Origin of the sequence: Ilumatobacter sp., from assembly GCF_030065885.1 — a bacterium.
GTDB lineage: Bacteria > Actinomycetota > Acidimicrobiia > Acidimicrobiales > Ilumatobacteraceae > Ilumatobacter.
The window spans coordinates 18684-35653 of sequence record NZ_JASJCS010000066.1 but is presented as its reverse complement, the minus strand read 5'-3'; the positions used below and the strand labels follow the sequence as shown (position 1 = coordinate 35653).

20 protein-coding genes are annotated in these 16970 nt (G+C 70.1%); 8 read left to right on the top strand and 12 right to left on the bottom strand.

Annotated features, from left to right (window positions below):
- The coding region (locus tag QNJ12_RS14625) for an MBL fold metallo-hydrolase (protein ID WP_300623591.1) at positions 1 to 287 on the bottom strand (287 nt) is incomplete at its 3' end.
- Between the two features lie 53 nt (positions 288 to 340).
- On the opposite strand from QNJ12_RS14625, the gene QNJ12_RS14620 reads away from it, so the two are divergent.
- Complete coding sequence (locus QNJ12_RS14620; protein WP_300623589.1) at positions 341 to 691, top strand: helix-turn-helix domain-containing protein; 351 nt, start codon at positions 341 to 343, stop codon at positions 689 to 691.
- A gap of 66 nt (positions 692 to 757) precedes the next feature.
- Here QNJ12_RS14620 and QNJ12_RS14615 read toward each other — a convergent pair whose 3' ends face one another.
- The 3 genes from QNJ12_RS14615 to QNJ12_RS14605 all read right to left on the bottom strand — a co-directional run bounded on the left by QNJ12_RS14615 (position 758) and on the right by QNJ12_RS14605 (position 3372).
- Positions 758 to 1432 carry a ribonuclease HII gene (locus QNJ12_RS14615; RefSeq protein ID WP_300623587.1) on the bottom strand — a complete coding sequence of 225 codons (675 nt, stop codon included), beginning with the start codon at positions 1430 to 1432 and terminating at the stop codon, positions 758 to 760.
- Between the two features lie 196 nt (positions 1433 to 1628).
- On the bottom strand, positions 1629 to 2351 hold the full coding sequence (locus QNJ12_RS14610) for a DUF5995 family protein (RefSeq protein WP_300623585.1): 723 nt from the start codon (positions 2349 to 2351) through the stop codon (positions 1629 to 1631).
- A 49-nt stretch (positions 2352 to 2400) separates the two neighbouring features.
- Entirely contained in the window at positions 2401 to 3372 is a 972-nt protein-coding gene (locus QNJ12_RS14605; protein WP_300623583.1) for a dienelactone hydrolase family protein, read from the bottom strand.
- Between the two features lie 87 nt (positions 3373 to 3459).
- Here QNJ12_RS14605 and QNJ12_RS14600 point away from each other — a divergent pair, with 87 nt between their 5' ends.
- Positions 3460 to 4368 (top strand): homocysteine S-methyltransferase family protein, encoded by a 909-nt coding sequence (locus QNJ12_RS14600; protein WP_300623581.1) that lies wholly within the window; start codon positions 3460 to 3462, stop codon positions 4366 to 4368.
- On the opposite strand, the gene QNJ12_RS14595 is transcribed toward QNJ12_RS14600, so the two are convergent.
- A complete protein-coding gene (locus QNJ12_RS14595) occupies positions 4361 to 5584 on the bottom strand; it encodes a hypothetical protein (RefSeq protein WP_300623579.1) in 1224 nt (407 codons plus the stop codon). The genes QNJ12_RS14600 and QNJ12_RS14595 overlap by 8 nt on opposite strands.
- 2 nt (positions 5585 to 5586) lie before the next feature.
- Positions 5587 to 6594 (bottom strand): NAD(P)H-dependent glycerol-3-phosphate dehydrogenase, encoded by a 1008-nt coding sequence (locus QNJ12_RS14590; RefSeq protein WP_300623577.1) that lies wholly within the window; start codon positions 6592 to 6594, stop codon positions 5587 to 5589.
- A gap of 67 nt (positions 6595 to 6661) precedes the next feature.
- Between QNJ12_RS14590 and QNJ12_RS14585 the strand changes: the two genes are divergently transcribed.
- Entirely contained in the window at positions 6662 to 7261 is a 600-nt protein-coding gene (locus QNJ12_RS14585; RefSeq protein ID WP_300623575.1) for a hypothetical protein, read from the top strand.
- Positions 7258 to 8031, top strand: a complete 774-nt coding sequence (locus QNJ12_RS14580) for a PIG-L deacetylase family protein (RefSeq protein WP_300623573.1) — start codon at positions 7258 to 7260, stop codon at positions 8029 to 8031. The genes QNJ12_RS14585 and QNJ12_RS14580 overlap by 4 nt, the downstream gene beginning before the upstream one ends.
- Positions 8032 to 8084: 53 nt before the next feature.
- On the opposite strand, the gene QNJ12_RS14575 is transcribed toward QNJ12_RS14580, so the two are convergent.
- From QNJ12_RS14575 to QNJ12_RS14565, 3 genes are all read right to left on the bottom strand, one after another.
- Positions 8085 to 8543: a hypothetical protein gene (locus tag QNJ12_RS14575; protein WP_300623571.1), complete on the bottom strand. Its 459-nt coding sequence runs from the start codon at positions 8541 to 8543 to the stop codon at positions 8085 to 8087.
- 7 nt (positions 8544 to 8550) lie between these two features.
- Entirely contained in the window at positions 8551 to 8847 is a 297-nt protein-coding gene (locus QNJ12_RS14570; RefSeq protein WP_300623569.1) for an HU family DNA-binding protein, read from the bottom strand.
- A gap of 154 nt (positions 8848 to 9001) precedes the next feature.
- The gene (locus QNJ12_RS14565) at positions 9002 to 9451 is read right to left on the bottom strand and encodes an HIT family protein (protein WP_300623567.1); all 450 of its coding nucleotides are present in this window, start codon (positions 9449 to 9451) and stop codon (positions 9002 to 9004) included.
- A 192-nt stretch (positions 9452 to 9643) separates the two neighbouring features.
- Between QNJ12_RS14565 and QNJ12_RS14560 the strand changes: the two genes are divergently transcribed.
- The 3 genes from QNJ12_RS14560 to QNJ12_RS14550 all read left to right on the top strand — a co-directional run bounded on the left by QNJ12_RS14560 (position 9644) and on the right by QNJ12_RS14550 (position 12138).
- Positions 9644 to 11041 carry a PhoH family protein gene (locus QNJ12_RS14560; RefSeq protein WP_300623566.1) on the top strand — a complete coding sequence of 466 codons (1398 nt, stop codon included), beginning with the start codon at positions 9644 to 9646 and terminating at the stop codon, positions 11039 to 11041.
- Positions 11042 to 11154: 113 nt separating this feature from the next.
- Positions 11155 to 11472 carry a WhiB family transcriptional regulator gene (locus QNJ12_RS14555; RefSeq protein WP_300623565.1) on the top strand — a complete coding sequence of 106 codons (318 nt, stop codon included), beginning with the start codon at positions 11155 to 11157 and terminating at the stop codon, positions 11470 to 11472.
- Between the two features lie 63 nt (positions 11473 to 11535).
- A complete protein-coding gene (locus QNJ12_RS14550; RefSeq protein ID WP_300623564.1) occupies positions 11536 to 12138 on the top strand; it encodes a 3'-5' exonuclease in 603 nt (200 codons plus the stop codon).
- Here the strand turns inward: QNJ12_RS14550 and QNJ12_RS14545 are convergent.
- The 3 genes from QNJ12_RS14545 to QNJ12_RS14535 are packed head-to-tail and all read right to left on the bottom strand — an operon-like array spanning position 12123 to position 14867.
- Positions 12123 to 13073 carry a YafY family protein gene (locus QNJ12_RS14545; RefSeq protein ID WP_300623562.1) on the bottom strand — a complete coding sequence of 317 codons (951 nt, stop codon included), beginning with the start codon at positions 13071 to 13073 and terminating at the stop codon, positions 12123 to 12125. The two genes, QNJ12_RS14550 and QNJ12_RS14545, sit on opposite strands and share 16 nt — an antisense overlap.
- Positions 13070 to 14002, bottom strand: coding sequence for a WYL domain-containing protein (locus QNJ12_RS14540; RefSeq protein WP_300623559.1), 933 nt, complete (start codon positions 14000 to 14002; stop codon positions 13070 to 13072). The genes QNJ12_RS14545 and QNJ12_RS14540 overlap by 4 nt, the downstream gene beginning before the upstream one ends.
- A gap of 1 nt (position 14003) precedes the next feature.
- A complete protein-coding gene (locus QNJ12_RS14535; RefSeq protein ID WP_300623557.1) occupies positions 14004 to 14867 on the bottom strand; it encodes a 3-hydroxybutyryl-CoA dehydrogenase in 864 nt (287 codons plus the stop codon).
- 92 nt (positions 14868 to 14959) lie between these two features.
- Here QNJ12_RS14535 and QNJ12_RS14530 point away from each other — a divergent pair, with 92 nt between their 5' ends.
- Positions 14960 to 16924 carry a hypothetical protein gene (locus QNJ12_RS14530; RefSeq protein ID WP_300623555.1) on the top strand — a complete coding sequence of 655 codons (1965 nt, stop codon included), beginning with the start codon at positions 14960 to 14962 and terminating at the stop codon, positions 16922 to 16924.
- Positions 16925 to 16970 lie beyond the last annotated feature (46 nt).

The window sequence follows — 16970 nt, the reverse complement described above, 5'->3', positions numbered from 1 at the left end:
CGGTTCTGGCCGCAGTGGTCGAAGTGGAGATGGCTGTTGACGATCGCGATCACGTCACGCTCGTCGACCCCCGCCTCGTTGAGGGCAATGACGATCGGGACGACCGTCGGGTGGTAGAGCTCGTTGAGCCGCTCGTGATCGTCGCCCGCGCCGGTGTCGTAGACGATGATGCCGTCGGGGTGGCGCACGACGAAGCCACGCATGATCGCGACGCCGTCGGCGCGCCGCGGGTGCCCGTCGGGCAGCTGCACCTCGCCCAGCTCGATCGGCGTCACGGTGATCCGCATGGCTGCACGCTAGCAGTTGCTATCTGTCGATATCCAGCCGCTAGCATGTCGGCATGGACGAGCGCTCCGCGTTGTTCGTACGGCTGCCCTCACCGCTGGTCTCCCGGCTCGATGCACACATCCGCGCCGACGGCCGCACCAAGCAGGCGGTCGTCGAAGACCTGCTCTCGTCGCAGCTGGCGGTCGATGCGAACGTCGAGCTCCACGACGACGAGATCCTCGACCTCACCGCCGTCGCCGCCTTCCTGCGCGTCGACGAGTCCGACGTGCTCGACCGCATCGCCACGGGGGACTTCCCCGCCCGCCGGTTCGGCGACCAGTGGCGCTGCTCACGGGCTGCCGTGCTCACCTGGCTCGCCGGCACCGACCCGCCCACGACACGCCCCACCGGCTTCTCGGCCTGACAGCCATCAGCGAGCTCAGGAGCCGTGGCCGATCGGGCTTCGCCGGTCGGCGAAGCCCGATCATGATCAGAACAGCGTGGGTTGCTCAGCGCGGAACACCCGCGGGCAGCCGCCCCACGGCACGTAGTTGTCCATGAAGACCCACGTCCGGCGGTGGATCGCGGACGGACCGTAACCCTGTAGCGCCGCCTTGTGGATGGGGCACGGATACCCCTTGTTGGTGTCGAACGACCAGTTCGGGTAGCTGTCGGCGAGCCGCCGCATCTCGCGGTCCCTCACGACCTTGGCGAGCACGCTGGCGGCGGCGACACTCAGGCAGTTGCGGTCGGCCTTCACGCGCATCTCGACGCGAGGTACCAGCGGCGACACGAAGTTCCACTTGCCGTCGCTGACCGCGACGTCGGGGACGACATCGAGCCCTTCGACGGCACGCCGGCACGCCAAGCGCTGCGCGTCGGCCATCCCCATCTCGTCGCACTCCTCTTGGCTGACCGACCCGACCGACCAGGTGACGCACCAGTCGGCGATGCGCTCGAAGAGGCGCTCGCGATCCCGCTCGGTCAGCAGCTTCGAGTCGCGCACCCCGAGCACTCGCTTCTCTCGCGGCAGGATCGCGGCACCCACCATCAGCGGTCCGGCCCACGCGCCGCGGCCGACCTCGTCGATGCCGACGACGGTCTCGCAGCCCTGCGCCCACAGCTCCTGTTCGATCTTGCGGGTCGGCGCCCGGCCGCGTGCCATCGAGGCCGACGATACCGGTTCGGCCCGGCGTCGTTCGGAAGAACGCAACGACCCGGCGGCGGACCGCTACCGGTCGTCTCGCCCGCGTCGACCGAACCCGCGTCCGGGCGGCGGCCACCACCACCAGTCGCCGTCATCGTCGGCCGAGCGTCGACGGCCGAGGATCGACGGCATGCGGGAGGAATCCGGTCGCCGATCAGGCGAGGTGCCCGAGCAGCTGCGAGGTCACGCGACGAGGATCGTCGTCCTCGAGCCACCGCGGGATCGCGAGCAGCCACGAGATCGGAGCGCTCGGGCGTGTGATGAGGTACGAGAGAACGCTGACGAGCCGATCGAGCTCGAGGACGTCGCGCGCACGCGACGCGTCGTCGAGGCGGTGCAGTCGTTCGGCCGCGTGCCAGGCCTGGGCACGCGCTCGATCGAGCGAGAAGCTGAACAACCGACGGCCTCCCCGCGCAGCCGCCAGCTGCGTCCACCCCGACACGCGGCCGAGGTCGCGCAAGATGGCCGGCTGGGTCTCGGCGAGGATGTCGTTGATCGCATCGAAGTCCGGCCGGAGTTCGTCGAGCGACTCCCCGACCCCGGCCAGCTCGACGACGACCTGTGGCAGGTCGTGGTTGACGTGAGCGTTGATGCCGAGCAGGAGGTGCTGCACGATCAACAATTTGCGATCATCGACGACGTCGCCGGCCGCCTCCCAGCACACAGGCGTCGGCCGTGAGCCGTGACGGGGACCGAGATACCAGTCTGCGAAGGTGCGGGCGAAGCGCGCCATCCGCTCGCCGTCGCCGAAGCGCCCGTCGGTGATCGCATTCTGGACGCGGTCGGTCACACGGGCGTACATCGCGGCGAAGTAGCCGCTGGCGTCCTCGGCGTCCCGGGCGGCCGATCGCAGTCTCTCGATGGTCGGCTCGAGCATGCGACGACCGTAACCGCGTAGCCGATCGCTGCTCGGCGACTCGGGGCCGTCAGCGGCGCAGGACCGACTCGTGGAAGGCGAGCATGTCGGCGTCGAAGAGGGCCGGCTGGTCGCCGATGCCGCCGATCCTCGCGCCGCGACGGCCGAGACCCGACTGGACGGCCGCCACGAACAGATCGCGATCCGTCAACTCGGGCGAGCGTTCGCCCGACCACGGGTCGACGAGTGCGCCGTCGTCGTCGACGAGCGCGGTCGGTGCGGCGGGTGCGACGCTCGCCTCGGCGAGCTCGTGCACCGGCTCGTGTCGATCGAAGCTGTGGTGTGCTCCACCCACGATGCGGATCGACGCGTCACCGCCCGCGGCTCGGATCGCCCGGGTCTGGGCCTGCACCTGTTGCACGGAACACCACTCGTCGAGATCGCCGATGATCGACCGGACGACCGTGCTGCCGACCGATGCGTCGGCGAACTGGTGACCGCACCACGGGTAGACCGCGTACACGCCTGCGAGGCCGGCATCGGGTTCGAGCACCGCATCCGTGAAGCGGCGCATCGCGGCCGTCATCACCGCCGACCCGCCCCGGCTGTGACCCTGCGCCGTGATCCGCTCGGGGTCGACCGCCGGATGCTCGCCCAGCGTGCGAACCGCTGCCAGCACGTCGAACGCGCTGGCGGCGAACGAGTACTGCGTCTGGTTGGCGACCGTCGACGAGACAGCTCGCGCGCCGAACGGGTCGATGAGAAACACCGAGTAGCCCGCCCCGACCAGCGTCTCTGCGTGCTGCCGGTGGTTCGGGCCGACGCCGAGACTGCCGGGCACGACGATCACGAGCGGCTCACCGACGGCGCCGGGGCGAACGAACAGCTGCCCCTCGATCGTGATCGGCTCGCACCCGGCCGGGTCCGTGATCGCCTGGTGGTAGTTGACCGGGTTCGCGCTGACGATGTCGACGCGCTCGCCGACGATGCCGTCGTACTCGATCCGTTCCTCGCCGAACCGACCGATCAGCTCCTCCGCCATGCGATCAGCTTGGCGACCGCGTCGGCGACGCAACGAAGCGGCACCTCGCTTCGTGGGTGCGACCCGGCCGTGTGGCAGCGTGTCGCCGTGCAGACGACGACGTTGCTCGATGGTGGCTTGGGTCAAGAGGTGCTGCGTCACGCCAAGGGCGACGTGACGCCGCTGTGGTCGACCCAGGTGATGATCGACGAGCCCGAGCTCGTGCGGCGGGTTCACGGCGACTTCATCGAGGCCGGCGCCGACGTGATCACCGTCAACACCTACTCGACGACGAGGGTCCGACTCGAGCAAGCGGGTCTCGGGCACGAGTACGAGCGGCTGCAGCGCTTGGCAGGCGAGCTCGCCGTCGAGGCGCGCGAGCAGCACGGGCGCGCCGGCGTGCGGATCGCCGGATGCCTGTCACCGTACGGATGGTCGTACCGGCCCGAGCTGGCGTTGCCGTACGACGAGCTGTGGCCGCTGTACGCCGAGGACACCGAGCTCCAGGCGCCATTCGTCGACGTCATGCTCTGCGAGACCATGGGTTCGATCGACGAGTCACGTGCCGCCGCCCGCGGCGCCGCGCACGCCGGCGCGCCGGTGTGGATGGCGTGGACGATCCGCGACGACGACACCGCGTGCCTGCGCAGCGGCGAGCCGCTCGCCGATGCGATCCGCGCAGTGGCAGACGATCCTGCCGCGCCCGTCGATGCGATCCTGGTGAACTGCTCGCAGCCCGAGGCGATCGACGCCGCGATACCGGTCCTGGCCGGCGCCGGCATCCCGTTCGGCGCCTACGCCAACGGCTTCCGGAACAGCGTGGAGGACTACGCGCCGGGGTCCGTGGTCACCGTGTTGACCAGCCGCGACGACCTCGACCCGGCCGCGTACGCGGACATCGTCGACGGGTGGCTGGCGGCCGGCGCCACCATCGTCGGCGGATGCTGCGAGATCGGACCCGAGCACATCGCCGAGATCCGGCGACGGCTCGATGCTCGACCGCTGAGCGTCAGCTGAACGAGGTCGGGCCGCCGCCCGGCGACCCGGACGGCTCCTCGTCGCCGGCAGCGCCCGCAGGGCCGGCCGGCGGTCCTGGCGCCGGCCAGAGTGCCTCGCCCTTGGCCTCGTTCGTCGACCAGCCCGGAGCGAGCACCGGCGCGACCAGCTCGATCGCGGCACCCTGCTGCTCCCACAGCACCGCCGGGCGCTCTCCGTGCCAGCGGATCGCGTACGACACCGCCGACCCACGCCGCGTCGGCACGCCGTACACCTCGAACGACTGGCCCAGCCAGGAGGGCGGCAACCCGTCGGGCAGCAGCGACGCGCCGTCCGCGAGCGACGTCTCGAGCCAGGCGATCGCCGCGACGCCGTCGGGGGGCGCGTCAGGACGCCGGCTCGGCGTCCGACGGGCCACGATCCGGTCGAGATCGCGCAGCGCCCGTCGTTCACCGGCCTGCGCCAGCGTGCGCCCGGCGGCCACCACGGCGACGTCGGCGGCCCAGGTCGTGGTGGGGCCGAGTCGCTCGACCGCACCGACCAGCTCGGGCAGCCAGTGATCGGGATCCTCACCCATCCGCACGAGCTCGTTGAGCGCCAGCGCGAAGCCGGCGGCGTCCTCGTCGGCACGTGGGATCGCCCCGAGTGCGAGCTCGCAGCGCGACGCCACGACTCGTTCCGCGAGCCCGGCACCGAGCTCGCCGTCCGGCAGGACGAACCGGCTGGCTCGCTCGACGATCGTCGACCAGCCCCGCACGACCTGCATGAACGTCGGCAACGGCGGCAGCGGCCCGGACCGCCCGGGACCGTGCGGCACGCCGATGCGCAAGGTGGACCGGTGGCCGAGCGGCATCACGAACGCGTCGTCGGGCAGCTCGATGCCGTCGATCGGGACGTCGGCGATCGGGCGCTCGGTCAGGACGTCGCGACGTGAGAACGCGATCGCCACCGGCATCGTCGACTCGTTCTCGACCTCGACGACCGTGAACCCGCCTGCGTCTGCGACCGAGAAGACTCGCTGGACCACGTCGCCGTTCGGCACGCGGACGCGGGTCTCGGTGACCGGCGTGCCGTCGATGCGCCGCTGCCGGACGGCCGGCTCGTCGTCGGGGACGTGCCAACGATCGTCGGCGGCGACGTACCACCGCAGCTCCGGCCCGTCGTCCCACGGGTGCAGGTCGCCGCCCGGTGACACGGAGGCGCGCCACGTCTGCCCGGTCACGCCGGTCGTGATCATGCTCAGTCGAGTTCGCTCTTGCTCGAGCGCGACATCAGCGCCGCGAGCGCGTCACGCGCGCTCCGCCCTTCGTGGCAGACGGCGACGACCTGCTGGGTGATCGGCATGTCGACGTCGTACCGGTGGGCCAGGTCGAGCACGCTCGGTGAGCTCTTGACGCCCTCGGCGACCATGTTCATCGACGCCAGGATCTCGTCGATGGACTTGCCTTCGCCGAGTGCGAGACCCACCGAGTTGTTGCGGCTCTGCCGCGACGAACAGGTGGCGATGAGGTCACCCATGCCTGCCAACCCGGCGAACGTCAGTGGGTCGCCGCCCATGGCGACGCCGAGCCGCGACATCTCGGCCAGGCCGCGCGTGATCAACGTCGCACGCGTGTTGTCGCCGAACCCCATCCCCTCGGCCATGCCGGATGCGATCGCGATGACGTTCTTGACGACGCCTGCGACCTCACAGCCGACGACGTCGGGGTTCGTGTACACCCGCAGGCTCGGTCGCGTGAGGATCCGCTGGAGCTCGAGCGCGATCGTCGTGTCGGGGATCGCCACCACACTGGCGGCCGGCTGTCCGGCGAGGACCTCCTTCGCGAGGTTCGGACCCGTCATCACGCCGACGGGTCGACCCGGCATCTCGTCGGCGGCGACCTCGGTCATCCGCATCAGCGACTTGCGCTCGATGCCCTTCGACAGGCTGACCACCGGTACCCAGGGCCGGAGGTGCGGCGCCGCCGCGTGCGCCACCTCGCGGAAACCGTGCGACGGCACCGCCATCACGACGACGTCGGCGTCGGCGACGGACTCCTCGATCGAGGCGGTGGCACGGAGCTGATCGGGCAGCGTGAACGACGGCAGGTAATCGGGGTTGACCCGAGCGTCGTTGATCTGGTCGACGAGCTCGGCCCGCCGCGCCCAGAGCACCGTCGGCGTGTTGACGCAGGCGAGCGCCGCGACCGTGGTCCCCCACGAGCCGGCACCGATGACCGCGACCCTGATCTCCTTCGACCGTGCCATGCGATCGCAGCGTAGGCCAGCGCACCTCGGACGGACAGATGCGGCGCCGGGTCGTAGTCTTCCCGTCGTGGAGACGGCCGTGCTCATCCCGATCAAGGCGTTCGGCGCTGCGAAGGCCCGACTCCGCGGCCGGCTGCCCGACGACGACCGGGCGCGGCTCGCCCGCTGGCTGGCCGAGCGCGTGGTCGACGCCGCGCGGCCCTTGCCGACGTTCGTCGCGTGCGACGACGACGGTGTCGCCGACTGGGCCACGGCGCTCGGCGCCGAGGTGCTGTGGAGCCCCGGCCTCGGCTTGAACGGGGCCGTCGACCACGGCGTCGACATCGTCGCCGGCAAGGGTGCCGACCACGTCATCATCAGTCACGGCGACCTACCGCTGCCCGCCGACCTCCCCTCGGTCGCTTCCCCCGGTCGCGTCGTGCTCGTACCGGACGGGCGGCGCGACGGCACCAACGTGCTCGGCCGACCGTGCGACGTGCCGGTGCCGGCCTCCTACGGGGCGAGCAGCTTCCGGGTGCACCTCGGGCACGCGCTCGCCAGCGGCGCGCCGGTCAGCGTGCGCCTCGACCCGCGGCTCTCGATCGACATCGACACCGTCGAGGACTGTCGCCATCCACTGGTCGTCCCCGTGCTCGCTCCGGTGCTCGGCGAGGCGATGCCGCAGTGAGTGCCGACGAGCCGGGCCAACCGGCCAATCCTGCCGATCCGCTGCCGATGTCGCGCAACATCGGCACCCCGTCGGTCGCGCTCGCGATCGGCGCCCATCCCGACGACGTCGAGTTCGGTTGCGGCGCCACGCTCGCGAAGTGGGCTGCGTCCGGTTGCACCGTGCACCATCTCGTCTGCACCGACGGGTCCAAGGGCACCTGGGACGCACACGCCGACGCCGGCGAGCTCGCCGCACGCCGTCAGGTCGAGCAGCGCGCCGCGGCGCGAGCGCTCGCCGGCGACCGGGCCGGCGAGGTGGTGTTCCTCGAGTACGTCGACGGCGAGCTCGGCAGCGACCTCGAGGCTCGTAGTCGCGTCGCGTTGACGATCCGGCGGTTGCGACCCGAAGTCGTGCTCGGCCACGACCCGTGGAAGCGGTATCGGCTCCATCCCGACCATCGTCACGCCGGGCTCCTCGCCTGCGAGGGCATCGTCGCCGCTCGTGACCCGCACTTCTTCCCCGAGCACGACATCGCGCACCATCGTCCCGACGAGCTACTGCTCTGGGAGGCCGATGAGCCCGACCACGTCGAGGACGTCACCGAGTGGGTCGAGCGCAAGCTCGAGGCACTCGAAGCTCACGAGAGCCAGTTCGAGTCGACGATGAAGGCGGTCGACGACGCCGAGCTCGAGGCGTTTCGCAACCGGATCCGCGAGCGGCTCGGTGGGCTCGGGGCGCCGCACGACATGGGGGCGGCCGAGATCTTCAAGCGGATCGACCGTCTCTGACGACGCGAAACGAGGGGCGAGCCAGGCTCGCCCCTCGTTCGTCGCAGGTGGTTTCAGCGCTTGCGCGCCGACGTCTTCTTGGCGGCCGCCTTCTTCTTCGCCGGTGCCTTCTTGGCGGCAGCCTTCTTCTTGGCGGGGGCCTTGCGGGCCGGTGCCTTCTTGGCGGCAGCCTTCTTCTTGGCGGGGGCCTTGCGGACCGGTGCCTTCTTCGCAGCCGCCTTCTTCTTGGCCGGTGCCTTCTTGGCGGCCGCCTTCTTCTTGGCCGGTGCCTTCTTGGCGGCCGCCTTCTTCTTGGCCGGCGCCTTCTTGGCGGCCGCCTTCTTCTTGGCCGGGGCCTTGCGGGCCGGTGCCTTCTTCGCAGCCGCCTTCTTCTTGGCCGGCGCCTTCTTGGCCGCGGCCTTCTTCTTGGCCGGTGCCTTCTTGGCGGCCGCCTTCTTCTTGGCGGGGGCCTTGCGGGCGGGCGCCTTCTTCGCGGCAGCCTTCTTCTTGGCCGGCGCCTTCTTCGCAGCCATCAGCTCGTCAGCGCCCCGGGTTGAGGGCCGACTTCAGCGTCGAGCTCGCCTGGAACTTCATGGCGGTCGATGCCTTGATCTCGACCGGCGCGCCGGTCTGCGGGTTGCGGCCGGTGCGGGCCGGACGCTCGGTGGTGCTGAACGAGCCGAAACCCGGCCAGGCGACCTTCTCGCCCTTCTTGGTGCTGGCAACGACGGTGTCGAAGAAGGCACCCACGGTGCGCTCCGCGTCCGCCTTGGACACACCGGCGGCGTCTGCGACGGCATCGATGAGTTCTGACTTGGTCATGGTCTTCCTTTGCAACACGAATTGGTGGACGAGTCACGGGATCTGTGCCTCTGGCCCGTCGGGCTGCCTGCCATGAAACGCGTCAAACTACACCGTTGCAACTATCAATCTCGTTGCACTTGCAACCAGGGCCGGCTCCGGCCCTTGCGCCATGGGGGTCAGAGCACCGTCAGTCGACGCTGAACGGCGCGAACGCAACTCGGAGTCGTGCAGCCGTTGCCTCGGCCTCGCCGGTCTGGTACTTCGTCCTCGGCCAGAAGAAGCCGCGCAGTCCGTCGCCTCTCGTCCTCGGCACGACGTGCACGTGCAGATGGGCGACGCTCTGGCTCACGACGTTGTTGTTGGCGACGAACGTGCCCTGGGCGCCGAGCGCGTCCGGCATCGCCGCCGCGATGCGCCGGACGCGTTCGAAGAACGCACCCACCTCGTCCTCCGCCAGGTCGGCGAGCGTCACCAGATGGCGGCGAGGAACCACCAGCGTGTGGCCGTGGAAGAGTGGGCGAGCGTCGAGGAAGCCGACCGCGACGTCGTCCGACCACACGACGTGCGCATCGGCCTCGCCGGCGACGATCGCGCAGAACACGCAGGCCACCCCAGCCCGGACACCGTCGTCGCCCACACCAGCGACGATAGGCGCGCCCGCGGCATCGACCCTCGCCGGTGTGGGCGGGCAGCCATCGGCGCCCGCGAGACACCCCAGGTCGAGGGCACCATCCACCATCGATTCGGCGACGTGGGTTATCAAGTCCCCTGTTGGGAACACCGAACCATCGCCGGCCGAACCGGCCGACAGCATCCGTCAGAGGTGACCGTGACCGATCTCCTTTCGAACGACCAAGCGCACCACACCGAGGGCGCTGATCCGAATCGAGAGGAGGAGACCCGGGCGGCGGCAGGCACGACGACTCGCGTCGTCGTCGACACGTCGGTGTTGATCGCCGATCCGCACTGCGTGGCGTCGTTCGGCGACGCCGCGCTGATCATCCCGCTCACGGTCGTCGAAGAGCTCGACAGTCTCAAGACCCGGCCCGACGATGTCGGGCGCGCCGCCCGAACGGCGTTGCGCTCGATCGAGGAGTTGCGCATCGAGCACGGCGGCTCGCTCGCCGAGCCGGTGCCGGTCGGCACGGGGACGGTGCAGATCGAGATCAACGGCATCCAGAAGCACCTCCTCCGCGAGCACGGCCTCGACGTCGCCGTGCCCGACAACCGGATCATCGGCGCCGCGCTCGGCCAGACCACGTCGGGACCGACCGTCATGCTGTCGAACGATGCAGCGCTCCGCATCAAGGCGGCCCACCTCGGGGTCACCGCGGCCGAGCACCAGCCGACGAAGGCCAACCGGTCGCAGCAACCCGTCGGCTGGTCAGTGGTCGAGGCGCCGTACGAGGTGATCGACTGCCTGTACGCAGCCGGCGCCGTCGATGCCGGCGCGATTCCCGAGTCGGCCACGATGGCCGAGAACGAGTTCGCCGTGCTCCGATCCGGCAGCCAGTCGGCGCTCACCCGGCGGGTCGCATCCGAGCTCGTGCTCCTCAGCCAAGCGGTACCCGAGCCCTGGGGTCTCCGGCCGCGCAACAAGGAGCAGCGCTTCTCGCTCGAACTGCTCCTCGACCCCGACATCGCCGTGGTCGCGCTCGACGGGCGGGCGGGCACCGGCAAGACGATCCTGGCGATCGCCGCCGCACTCGAGCAGGTCGTCGAGCAGCAGCGCTACGAACGCGTGGCGGTCTACCGGCCCCTGGTGCCAGTCGGGCGGGCCGACGTGGGCTTTCTGCCCGGCGGTCTCGAGGAGAAGCTCGATCCGTGGATGTCGGCGATCCACGATGCGATCGTCGCGCTCACCGACCGCAACAGCAGCCACGACGCGCGGCACCTGATCGAAGAGCTCACCGCGCGTGGCCAGCTGTCGCTCGAGTCGGTCACGTTCCTCCGAGGCCGGTCGCTGCAACGCCAGATCGTGGTGATCGACGAGGCGCAGAACCTCGAACCGACCACGCTGCGCACGATCCTCACCCGGATCGGCGACGGCACCAAGGTCATCTTCACCGGCGACACGAGCCAGATCGACGCGCCCTACCTGGGTGAGTCGAACAACGCGCTCGCCGTGCTCACCAACGCCTTCGGCGATCAACGGTGCTTCGGCCATGTCACGCTGACGGCCTGCGAGCGCAGCGACGTCGCGAGCCTCGCCGCCGAGCTGCTCTGACGCGACCGACCCCCCGAGGCCCCATCGGCACCGGCCGATCCTCGGTGCCCCCTCTTGCGGCCATGGCGATTTAGTGCTAAAACTAAGCGAGCCCTCGACACAGGAGCACACGCATGTCCGCAGCAGAAGTCCTCGAGTTCCACGTTCCCCGGCACGTCGACTGGCAGGACTACGCCATGTGCAAGGGACGCACCGAGCTGTTCTTCGCTCCGAAGGCCGAGCGGCCGCAGGCACGCGAGCGGCGCGAGGCTCGCGCGGCCAAGCTCTGCGCAGCCTGCCCGGTCACGGGCCCCTGCCGTGAGTTCGCCCGCAACGGGCGCGAGTACGGCTTCTGGGCGGGCGAGAACGAGGAGGACCGGCACCTGCTCGGCTTCACCGTGTCGGCACCGATCGGGATCCGCGCCCGCAACGCCGGCGCCGCCGCGAGCTGAAGCGCGACCTCGCCCGCTCCTGGCTCCGGAGCACTGACACACCCACGGTCTAACGTTCGGGGCGTGCAGACCTCAGACGCCTCGCTCGACACAGCGGCGGGCACCGGCGGGGTCCCCCGGTTCGCCGTGGTCGACATCGAAACATCGGGCCTGTCGACGCGCTGGCACAAGGTGCTCCAGATCGCCGTCGTCACCGTCGAGGGCGGCACCGTGGTCGACGAGTGGACGTCGCTCGTCAAGCTCCGCTGGCCACTGCAACGGGTCGGCCCGAGCCGCGTCCACGGCATCACGCGAACCACCCTGCGGCACGCGCCGTCCCAGCGAGAGGTGCTCACCGAGCTCGCCAGGCGCCTCGAGGGCGCGGTCTTCACCGCCCACAACGTGCGGTTCGACTGGCCCTTCCTGAGCAAAGCGGCCCGCCGGTCCCACGTCGACCTCGGCGGCACGCGCCGGCTGTGCACGCTCCGCCTGTCACGGGGCCTCGACCCCGATCGTGAGCTGTCCCACCGGCTCGCCGACGTGTGCGACCGATACGGCGTCAGCAACGACCGCCCCCACGACGCACTCCACGACGCACGTGCGACTGCCGAGATCCTCCCCCACCTGCTCGCCGCCCACGGCGTCGAGTCCGCCGCCGACCTCGAACCGCTCTACGAGCGCCGGTAGCGAGCCAGCACCGCGGTGGCGGTCGCTCGCGCCCGCTCGGCCAGCTCGGGCGGGTCGAGCACCTCGGCATCCGCACCGAGCCGTACCAGCATCCGCGCCAGCCACTGCTCGCTCGCCATCGGCAGCGTGGCGGTCACCCAACCCGCCTCGTCGGGGTCGCTGACCTCGTCGACCGGATAGCGCTCGATCGCCCAACGGGCGTCGGGCGCCAGCCTGAGCCGAGCCCGTGGCACCGAGCCGTCGGCGAACCATGCGCCGGGCGTCGGCAACGGGTCGTCGGTCGGCTCGACGACCTCGCCCGTGTCCTCGAACGCCGCGATGCGGTCGATCCGGAAGGTCCGCACCTCGCCCGATCGGTCGTCGTCGGCGCTCACGTACCAGTGCCCTCGATCGGCGAACACCTGGCGGGGGACGATCGACCGCTCGGCGACCTCGTCGCGCGCTGGGCTCCAGTACTCGATCCGCACGCGCGTCCCGGCGTCCGCAGCCGCAACGATCGACTCGACGTGGTCCGGTCGATCGAGATCGATGCGGACACCGGCCGTGTCGTCCTCGCCCAACGCAGCCGCCAGCTTGGCGAGGCCACGGCCGAGCGGTCCGTCGCGGTCCGCCCCGGGGAGCTCCATCGCCGCGCGCCCGGCCGCCAGCAGCTCCCACGCCTCGACGGAGTTGAGGCGCAGCGGACGGGTGAACAGGCGGGGCACCCCGACCCAGATGACGCCGTCGTCGATGAACACGTCGATCAGCTCGTCGACGAACGGCGGCAGGCCACACATCGCGACCAACTCGAGGTCCTTCGCCACCTCGGCCTCGGTGAGCGCGAACCGCTCGGCCGCCTCGGCAACGGGCACCTCGCCGCGTTCCATCAGCCACGGCAGCATCACGAGGAGCCGCCGCAATCGCTCCTCGGCCGGACGCGGGCCTCGCCGGCTCACGAGACGGCCGACTCCAGCCAGGCGACGATGTCGGCGCGCACGTCGTCGGGGGCGAGCACCTCGGCGTGCTCGAGGTAGCCCAGCACCCACGAACGGAACGCCGGCCGGTTCGAACAGGGCACGTCGAACTCGATCGACCCGTCGGCGTGGCGCTCCACGATCCGCTGCGAACCGAGCTCGCGCTCGGCGAGCGCCGCCCGCCGCACGCCAATCAGCACCCGAGCGTCGACGTGTGCGACGTCAGCGCCGATCAGCTTCGGGTCGTCCGGGAAGGCGTCGCGGGGGTCGAAGTCGGCGGGTCGATCGAACGGCGGTCCGTCGACGGTCTCGACGTCGCCCTCGATGCGGTCGATGCGATAGGTACGCCGCGCTTCCCGCTCGTGATCGTGGCCGATCAGGTACCAGAAGCCGTCGCGCAGCAGCAACCCCCACGGATCGACGGTCCGTCGCAGCGCCCGGTACTCGAACGCCACCGGTGTCCGAGCGGCGACCGCGCTCCGCAGGATCGGCAGCGCGGCAAGGTCGGGGACGATCGCTGCGACCGCTGCGCTCTGGTCGAGGAGGCCGGCGCCGAGCTTCCAGAGCGCCTCCTGGCCCGTCGCCGAACCGGGTCGGGTCGCCGCCATCGCGACCTGGAGCGCACGCATCTCGTCGGCGTCGAGCTCGAGATCGTCGAGCTCGTAGCGGCCACGGTCGATCCAGTAGCGGGTCTGACCGGCGTACTCGCCGCCGGTGACGATCTCCTGCTCGATCGGGACGCCGATCTCACGCAGGGCGGCCTTGTCCCGCTCGAACGCAGCCCGGCGAGCGGCGTGGGCGTCCGGGTACTGCGGGTCGAGCTCGCCGGCGATCTCGACGAGGCTCAACGGCTCGGCGGTCTCGAGCAGCAACGCCAGCAGGTTCGTCAGGCGTTCGACGCGGTCGGCCATCTCAGCGGTGGTAGTCGTAGAACCCGCGGCCGGCCTTGCGGCCAAGCAGGCCGGCGTCGACCATGCGCGACAGTAGCGGCGGCGGTGCGTAGAGCGGCTCCTTGAACTCCTCGTAGAGGCTCTCGGCGACGGCGAGCGTGGTGTCGAGGCCGATCAGGTCGGTCAGCTGGAGTGGACCCATGGGGTGGCTGCAGCCCTCGATCATCCCGGTGTCGATGTCGTCGGCCGACGCGAAGCCCGACTCCATCATCCGGATCGCCGACAGCAGGTACGGGATCAGCAGCGCGTTGACGACGAACCCGGCGCGGTCCTGGCTCAGGATCACCCGCTTGTCGAGCAGGTCGGTCGCGAAGCCGTTCGACCGCTCGGTGGTCTCGTCACTGGTCATCAGGCTCGTCACGAGCTCGACGAGGCGCAGCACGGGGACCGGGTTGAAGAAGTGGATGCCGATCACCTGCTCGGGGCGCTCGGTCGCGGTGCCGAGCTTCATGATCGGGATCGAGCTCGTGTTGCTGGCCAGGATCGCATCGTCGGCGGTGACCGCTCGGTCGAGCTGCTGGAAGATGTCGACCTTCATGTCCTCGTTCTCGACGACGGCCTCGACGACGAGCTGGCGGTCGGCGAGGTCGGCGAGGTCGGTGGTGAACGCGAGCCGTGCGACCGCTGCGTCACGATCGGCCTCGGTGAGCTTGCCGGCGTTCAGGCCGCGGTCGAGCGACTTCACGACCCGGGCACGGCCGGCTTCGGCGGCCTGCTCGTCGACCTCGCGCACGACGACGTCGAGCCCGGCGCGGGCGCACACCTCGGCGATTCCCGACCCCATCAGGCCGCAGCCCACCACACCGACTCGTTCGATCGTGCTCATAGCCGGTGATTCTGCCCGATCGGGTGCGCCTCGACACGCACGGGCACGCGGTTCTCGCGGCGTCGGCGGCGCGGCCGCTACGGTCACTCGTCGTGAGCGGGCGGATTCGTGGTGTGGTCTCGTTGGTGGTTGCCGTGTCGTCGGCGATGGTCGTGGCGGCGTCGCCGGTGGGTGCCGGGCCGTCGGGTGGTGCGTTGCCGCCGGTGTTGATCGAGGTGTTGCAGGTCGCGGGTGAGTACGGCATCCCCGCCGATGCCGAGATGGTGGCCGCCAACGTAACCGCGGTGACGCCGGCCGAGAACGGTTTCATCACCGTGTTCCCCTGCGATGAAGACGTCCCCGACACCTCCAACGTCAACTACTTCACCGACGACATCGTCCCCAACCTCGTGCTGTCACGCATCTCCGCAGCGGGCACGATCTGCGTGTACACCACCGCCATCAGCGACGTGATCGTCGACGTCGTCGGCTACGTCCCTGCCGGCTCCGCGATCACACCGCTGACCAACGCCGCCCGCCTCACCGACACCCGCATCCCGAACCCCGCGCCGATCGCGGCGGGCACCACGATCGAAGTCGACATCACCACCCCCGACGAGGTCCCCGACACCGCCGACCTGGCGATGCTCAACGTCACCGCCATCGCGAGTGACCAACCCGGCTTCTTGCGCGTCGCACCCTGTGGCACCACGCCGGGCGAGACCAGCTCGGTCAACTACCTGCCCGGCGCGATCGTCCCCAACCTGGTCATCACCAGCGTCGGCACCACCGGCACCGTGTGCATCTTCACCCTCGCCCCCGCCAACATCGTCGTCGACATCTCCGCCTACGCCACCGACGGCGTCACCACCCTCCCCACCCCGCGACGCATCTACGACAGCCGCGACCTCGGCCCGATCCTGCCCGCCGGCAACACCGTCACCTTGGACATCGCCGGCCTCCCCGACGTGCCCGACACCGCCACCGCCGCTGTCTACAACCTCACCTCCGACGCTGCGACCGGACCCGGCTTCGCCACCAGCCACCCGTGCCAACCCCAACCGCCGCTGGTCTCCAACCTCAACTACCTCCCCGGCCAACCCGTGGCCAACGGCACCATCACCGCCCTCTCACCCGACGGCGAGCTCTGCATCTACCACCTCACCCCCACCCACCTCATCGTCGACCTCATCGGCTACACCACCGACACCACCCACTACGTCGCCATCAACCCCCAACGCATCTGGGACACCCGCGAAGGCTGGCAACCGAACTGCGACCTTGCGCTCATCTCACTCGGCGGTGGCAACTACACACTGCACGACTTCGAGGCGGGGACCGCCGAGCCGTTCGGACTTCCGCTGCGCCCGGTGAGCGATCCACGGATCACCATGAGCGCCGATTGCACCGGAGTGATCTACCAGGCCAGGAACGATCCGGCGACCCACGACGCCGTGTTCGTCGAAGCGCTGTGGGATGGCTCGTGGTCCATCGTCGGTACGACCGAATCGTTTCACCCCGCACATCTCGGGCTCTGGGCACTGGACGACGGAACCGTGCTCGGCTACGACGGGAACTTCGTCACGAACATCCGGACGGGTGTAACCACCGACGCGCAATGGATCAGGTTCATCACCGGCTTCGAGCCCATCGAAGTGATTCTGTCGCGAGACGGTTCGACGCTTCTCGTGATGAGTCCCCAGGATCACCCTCGACGCGATCCGTTGCTCGTGACGACCTGGGACTGGCCGACTCGCTCTCTGCTATCAGGCTTCGAGGTCTCAACTGACATCATCGACGTGTCGATCTCGGCCACGGGGAGGTACCTGGCGTTCTCGACCGACCAGCGCTTCATGCAGCGACCCGGTTGGGCTGTGATCACGACGCTCGACGGCGCTGCGGTCGATGCGGTGTTCGACGACGAGGGAGACGTCCTCGTCTGGTGGCAAGGCGACGGCCGACTGAAGCTGATCGCGCGATCCGGGATCTACTCGATGGAACTCTTCGGACCGATCTCGCTGGTGCTCGAGGATCGCAACGGGATCGCGGTCCTCGGCGGAAAGGTCCTGAGCCGCTGAGCACCGTCAACCCGGCTATCGCTCACGGTCAGGCCCCCGCTGCACA

Coding starts and splice junctions, on each gene's coding strand:
- QNJ12_RS14590 (WP_300623577.1), bottom strand. CDS start 6,594: ATGGCACGGTCGAAGGAGATCAGGGTCGCGGTCATCGGTGCCGGCTCG.
- QNJ12_RS14615 (WP_300623587.1), bottom strand. CDS start 1,432: ATGGCACGCGGCCGGGCGCCGACCCGCAAGATCGAACAGGAGCTGTGG.
- QNJ12_RS14575 (WP_300623571.1), bottom strand. CDS start 8,543: ATGGCTGCGAAGAAGGCGCCGGCCAAGAAGAAGGCTGCCGCGAAGAAG.
- QNJ12_RS14620 (WP_300623589.1), top strand. CDS start 341: ATGGACGAGCGCTCCGCGTTGTTCGTACGGCTGCCCTCACCGCTGGTC.
- QNJ12_RS14540 (WP_300623559.1), bottom strand. CDS start 14,002: ATGGCCGACCGCGTCGAACGCCTGACGAACCTGCTGGCGTTGCTGCTC.
- QNJ12_RS14555 (WP_300623565.1), top strand. CDS start 11,155: ATGTCCGCAGCAGAAGTCCTCGAGTTCCACGTTCCCCGGCACGTCGAC.
- QNJ12_RS14610 (WP_300623585.1), bottom strand. CDS start 2,351: ATGCTCGAGCCGACCATCGAGAGACTGCGATCGGCCGCCCGGGACGCC.
- QNJ12_RS14535 (WP_300623557.1), bottom strand. CDS start 14,867: ATGAGCACGATCGAACGAGTCGGTGTGGTGGGCTGCGGCCTGATGGGG.
- QNJ12_RS14605 (WP_300623583.1), bottom strand. CDS start 3,372: ATGGCGGAGGAGCTGATCGGTCGGTTCGGCGAGGAACGGATCGAGTAC.
- QNJ12_RS14595 (WP_300623579.1), bottom strand. CDS start 5,584: ATGATCACGACCGGCGTGACCGGGCAGACGTGGCGCGCCTCCGTGTCA.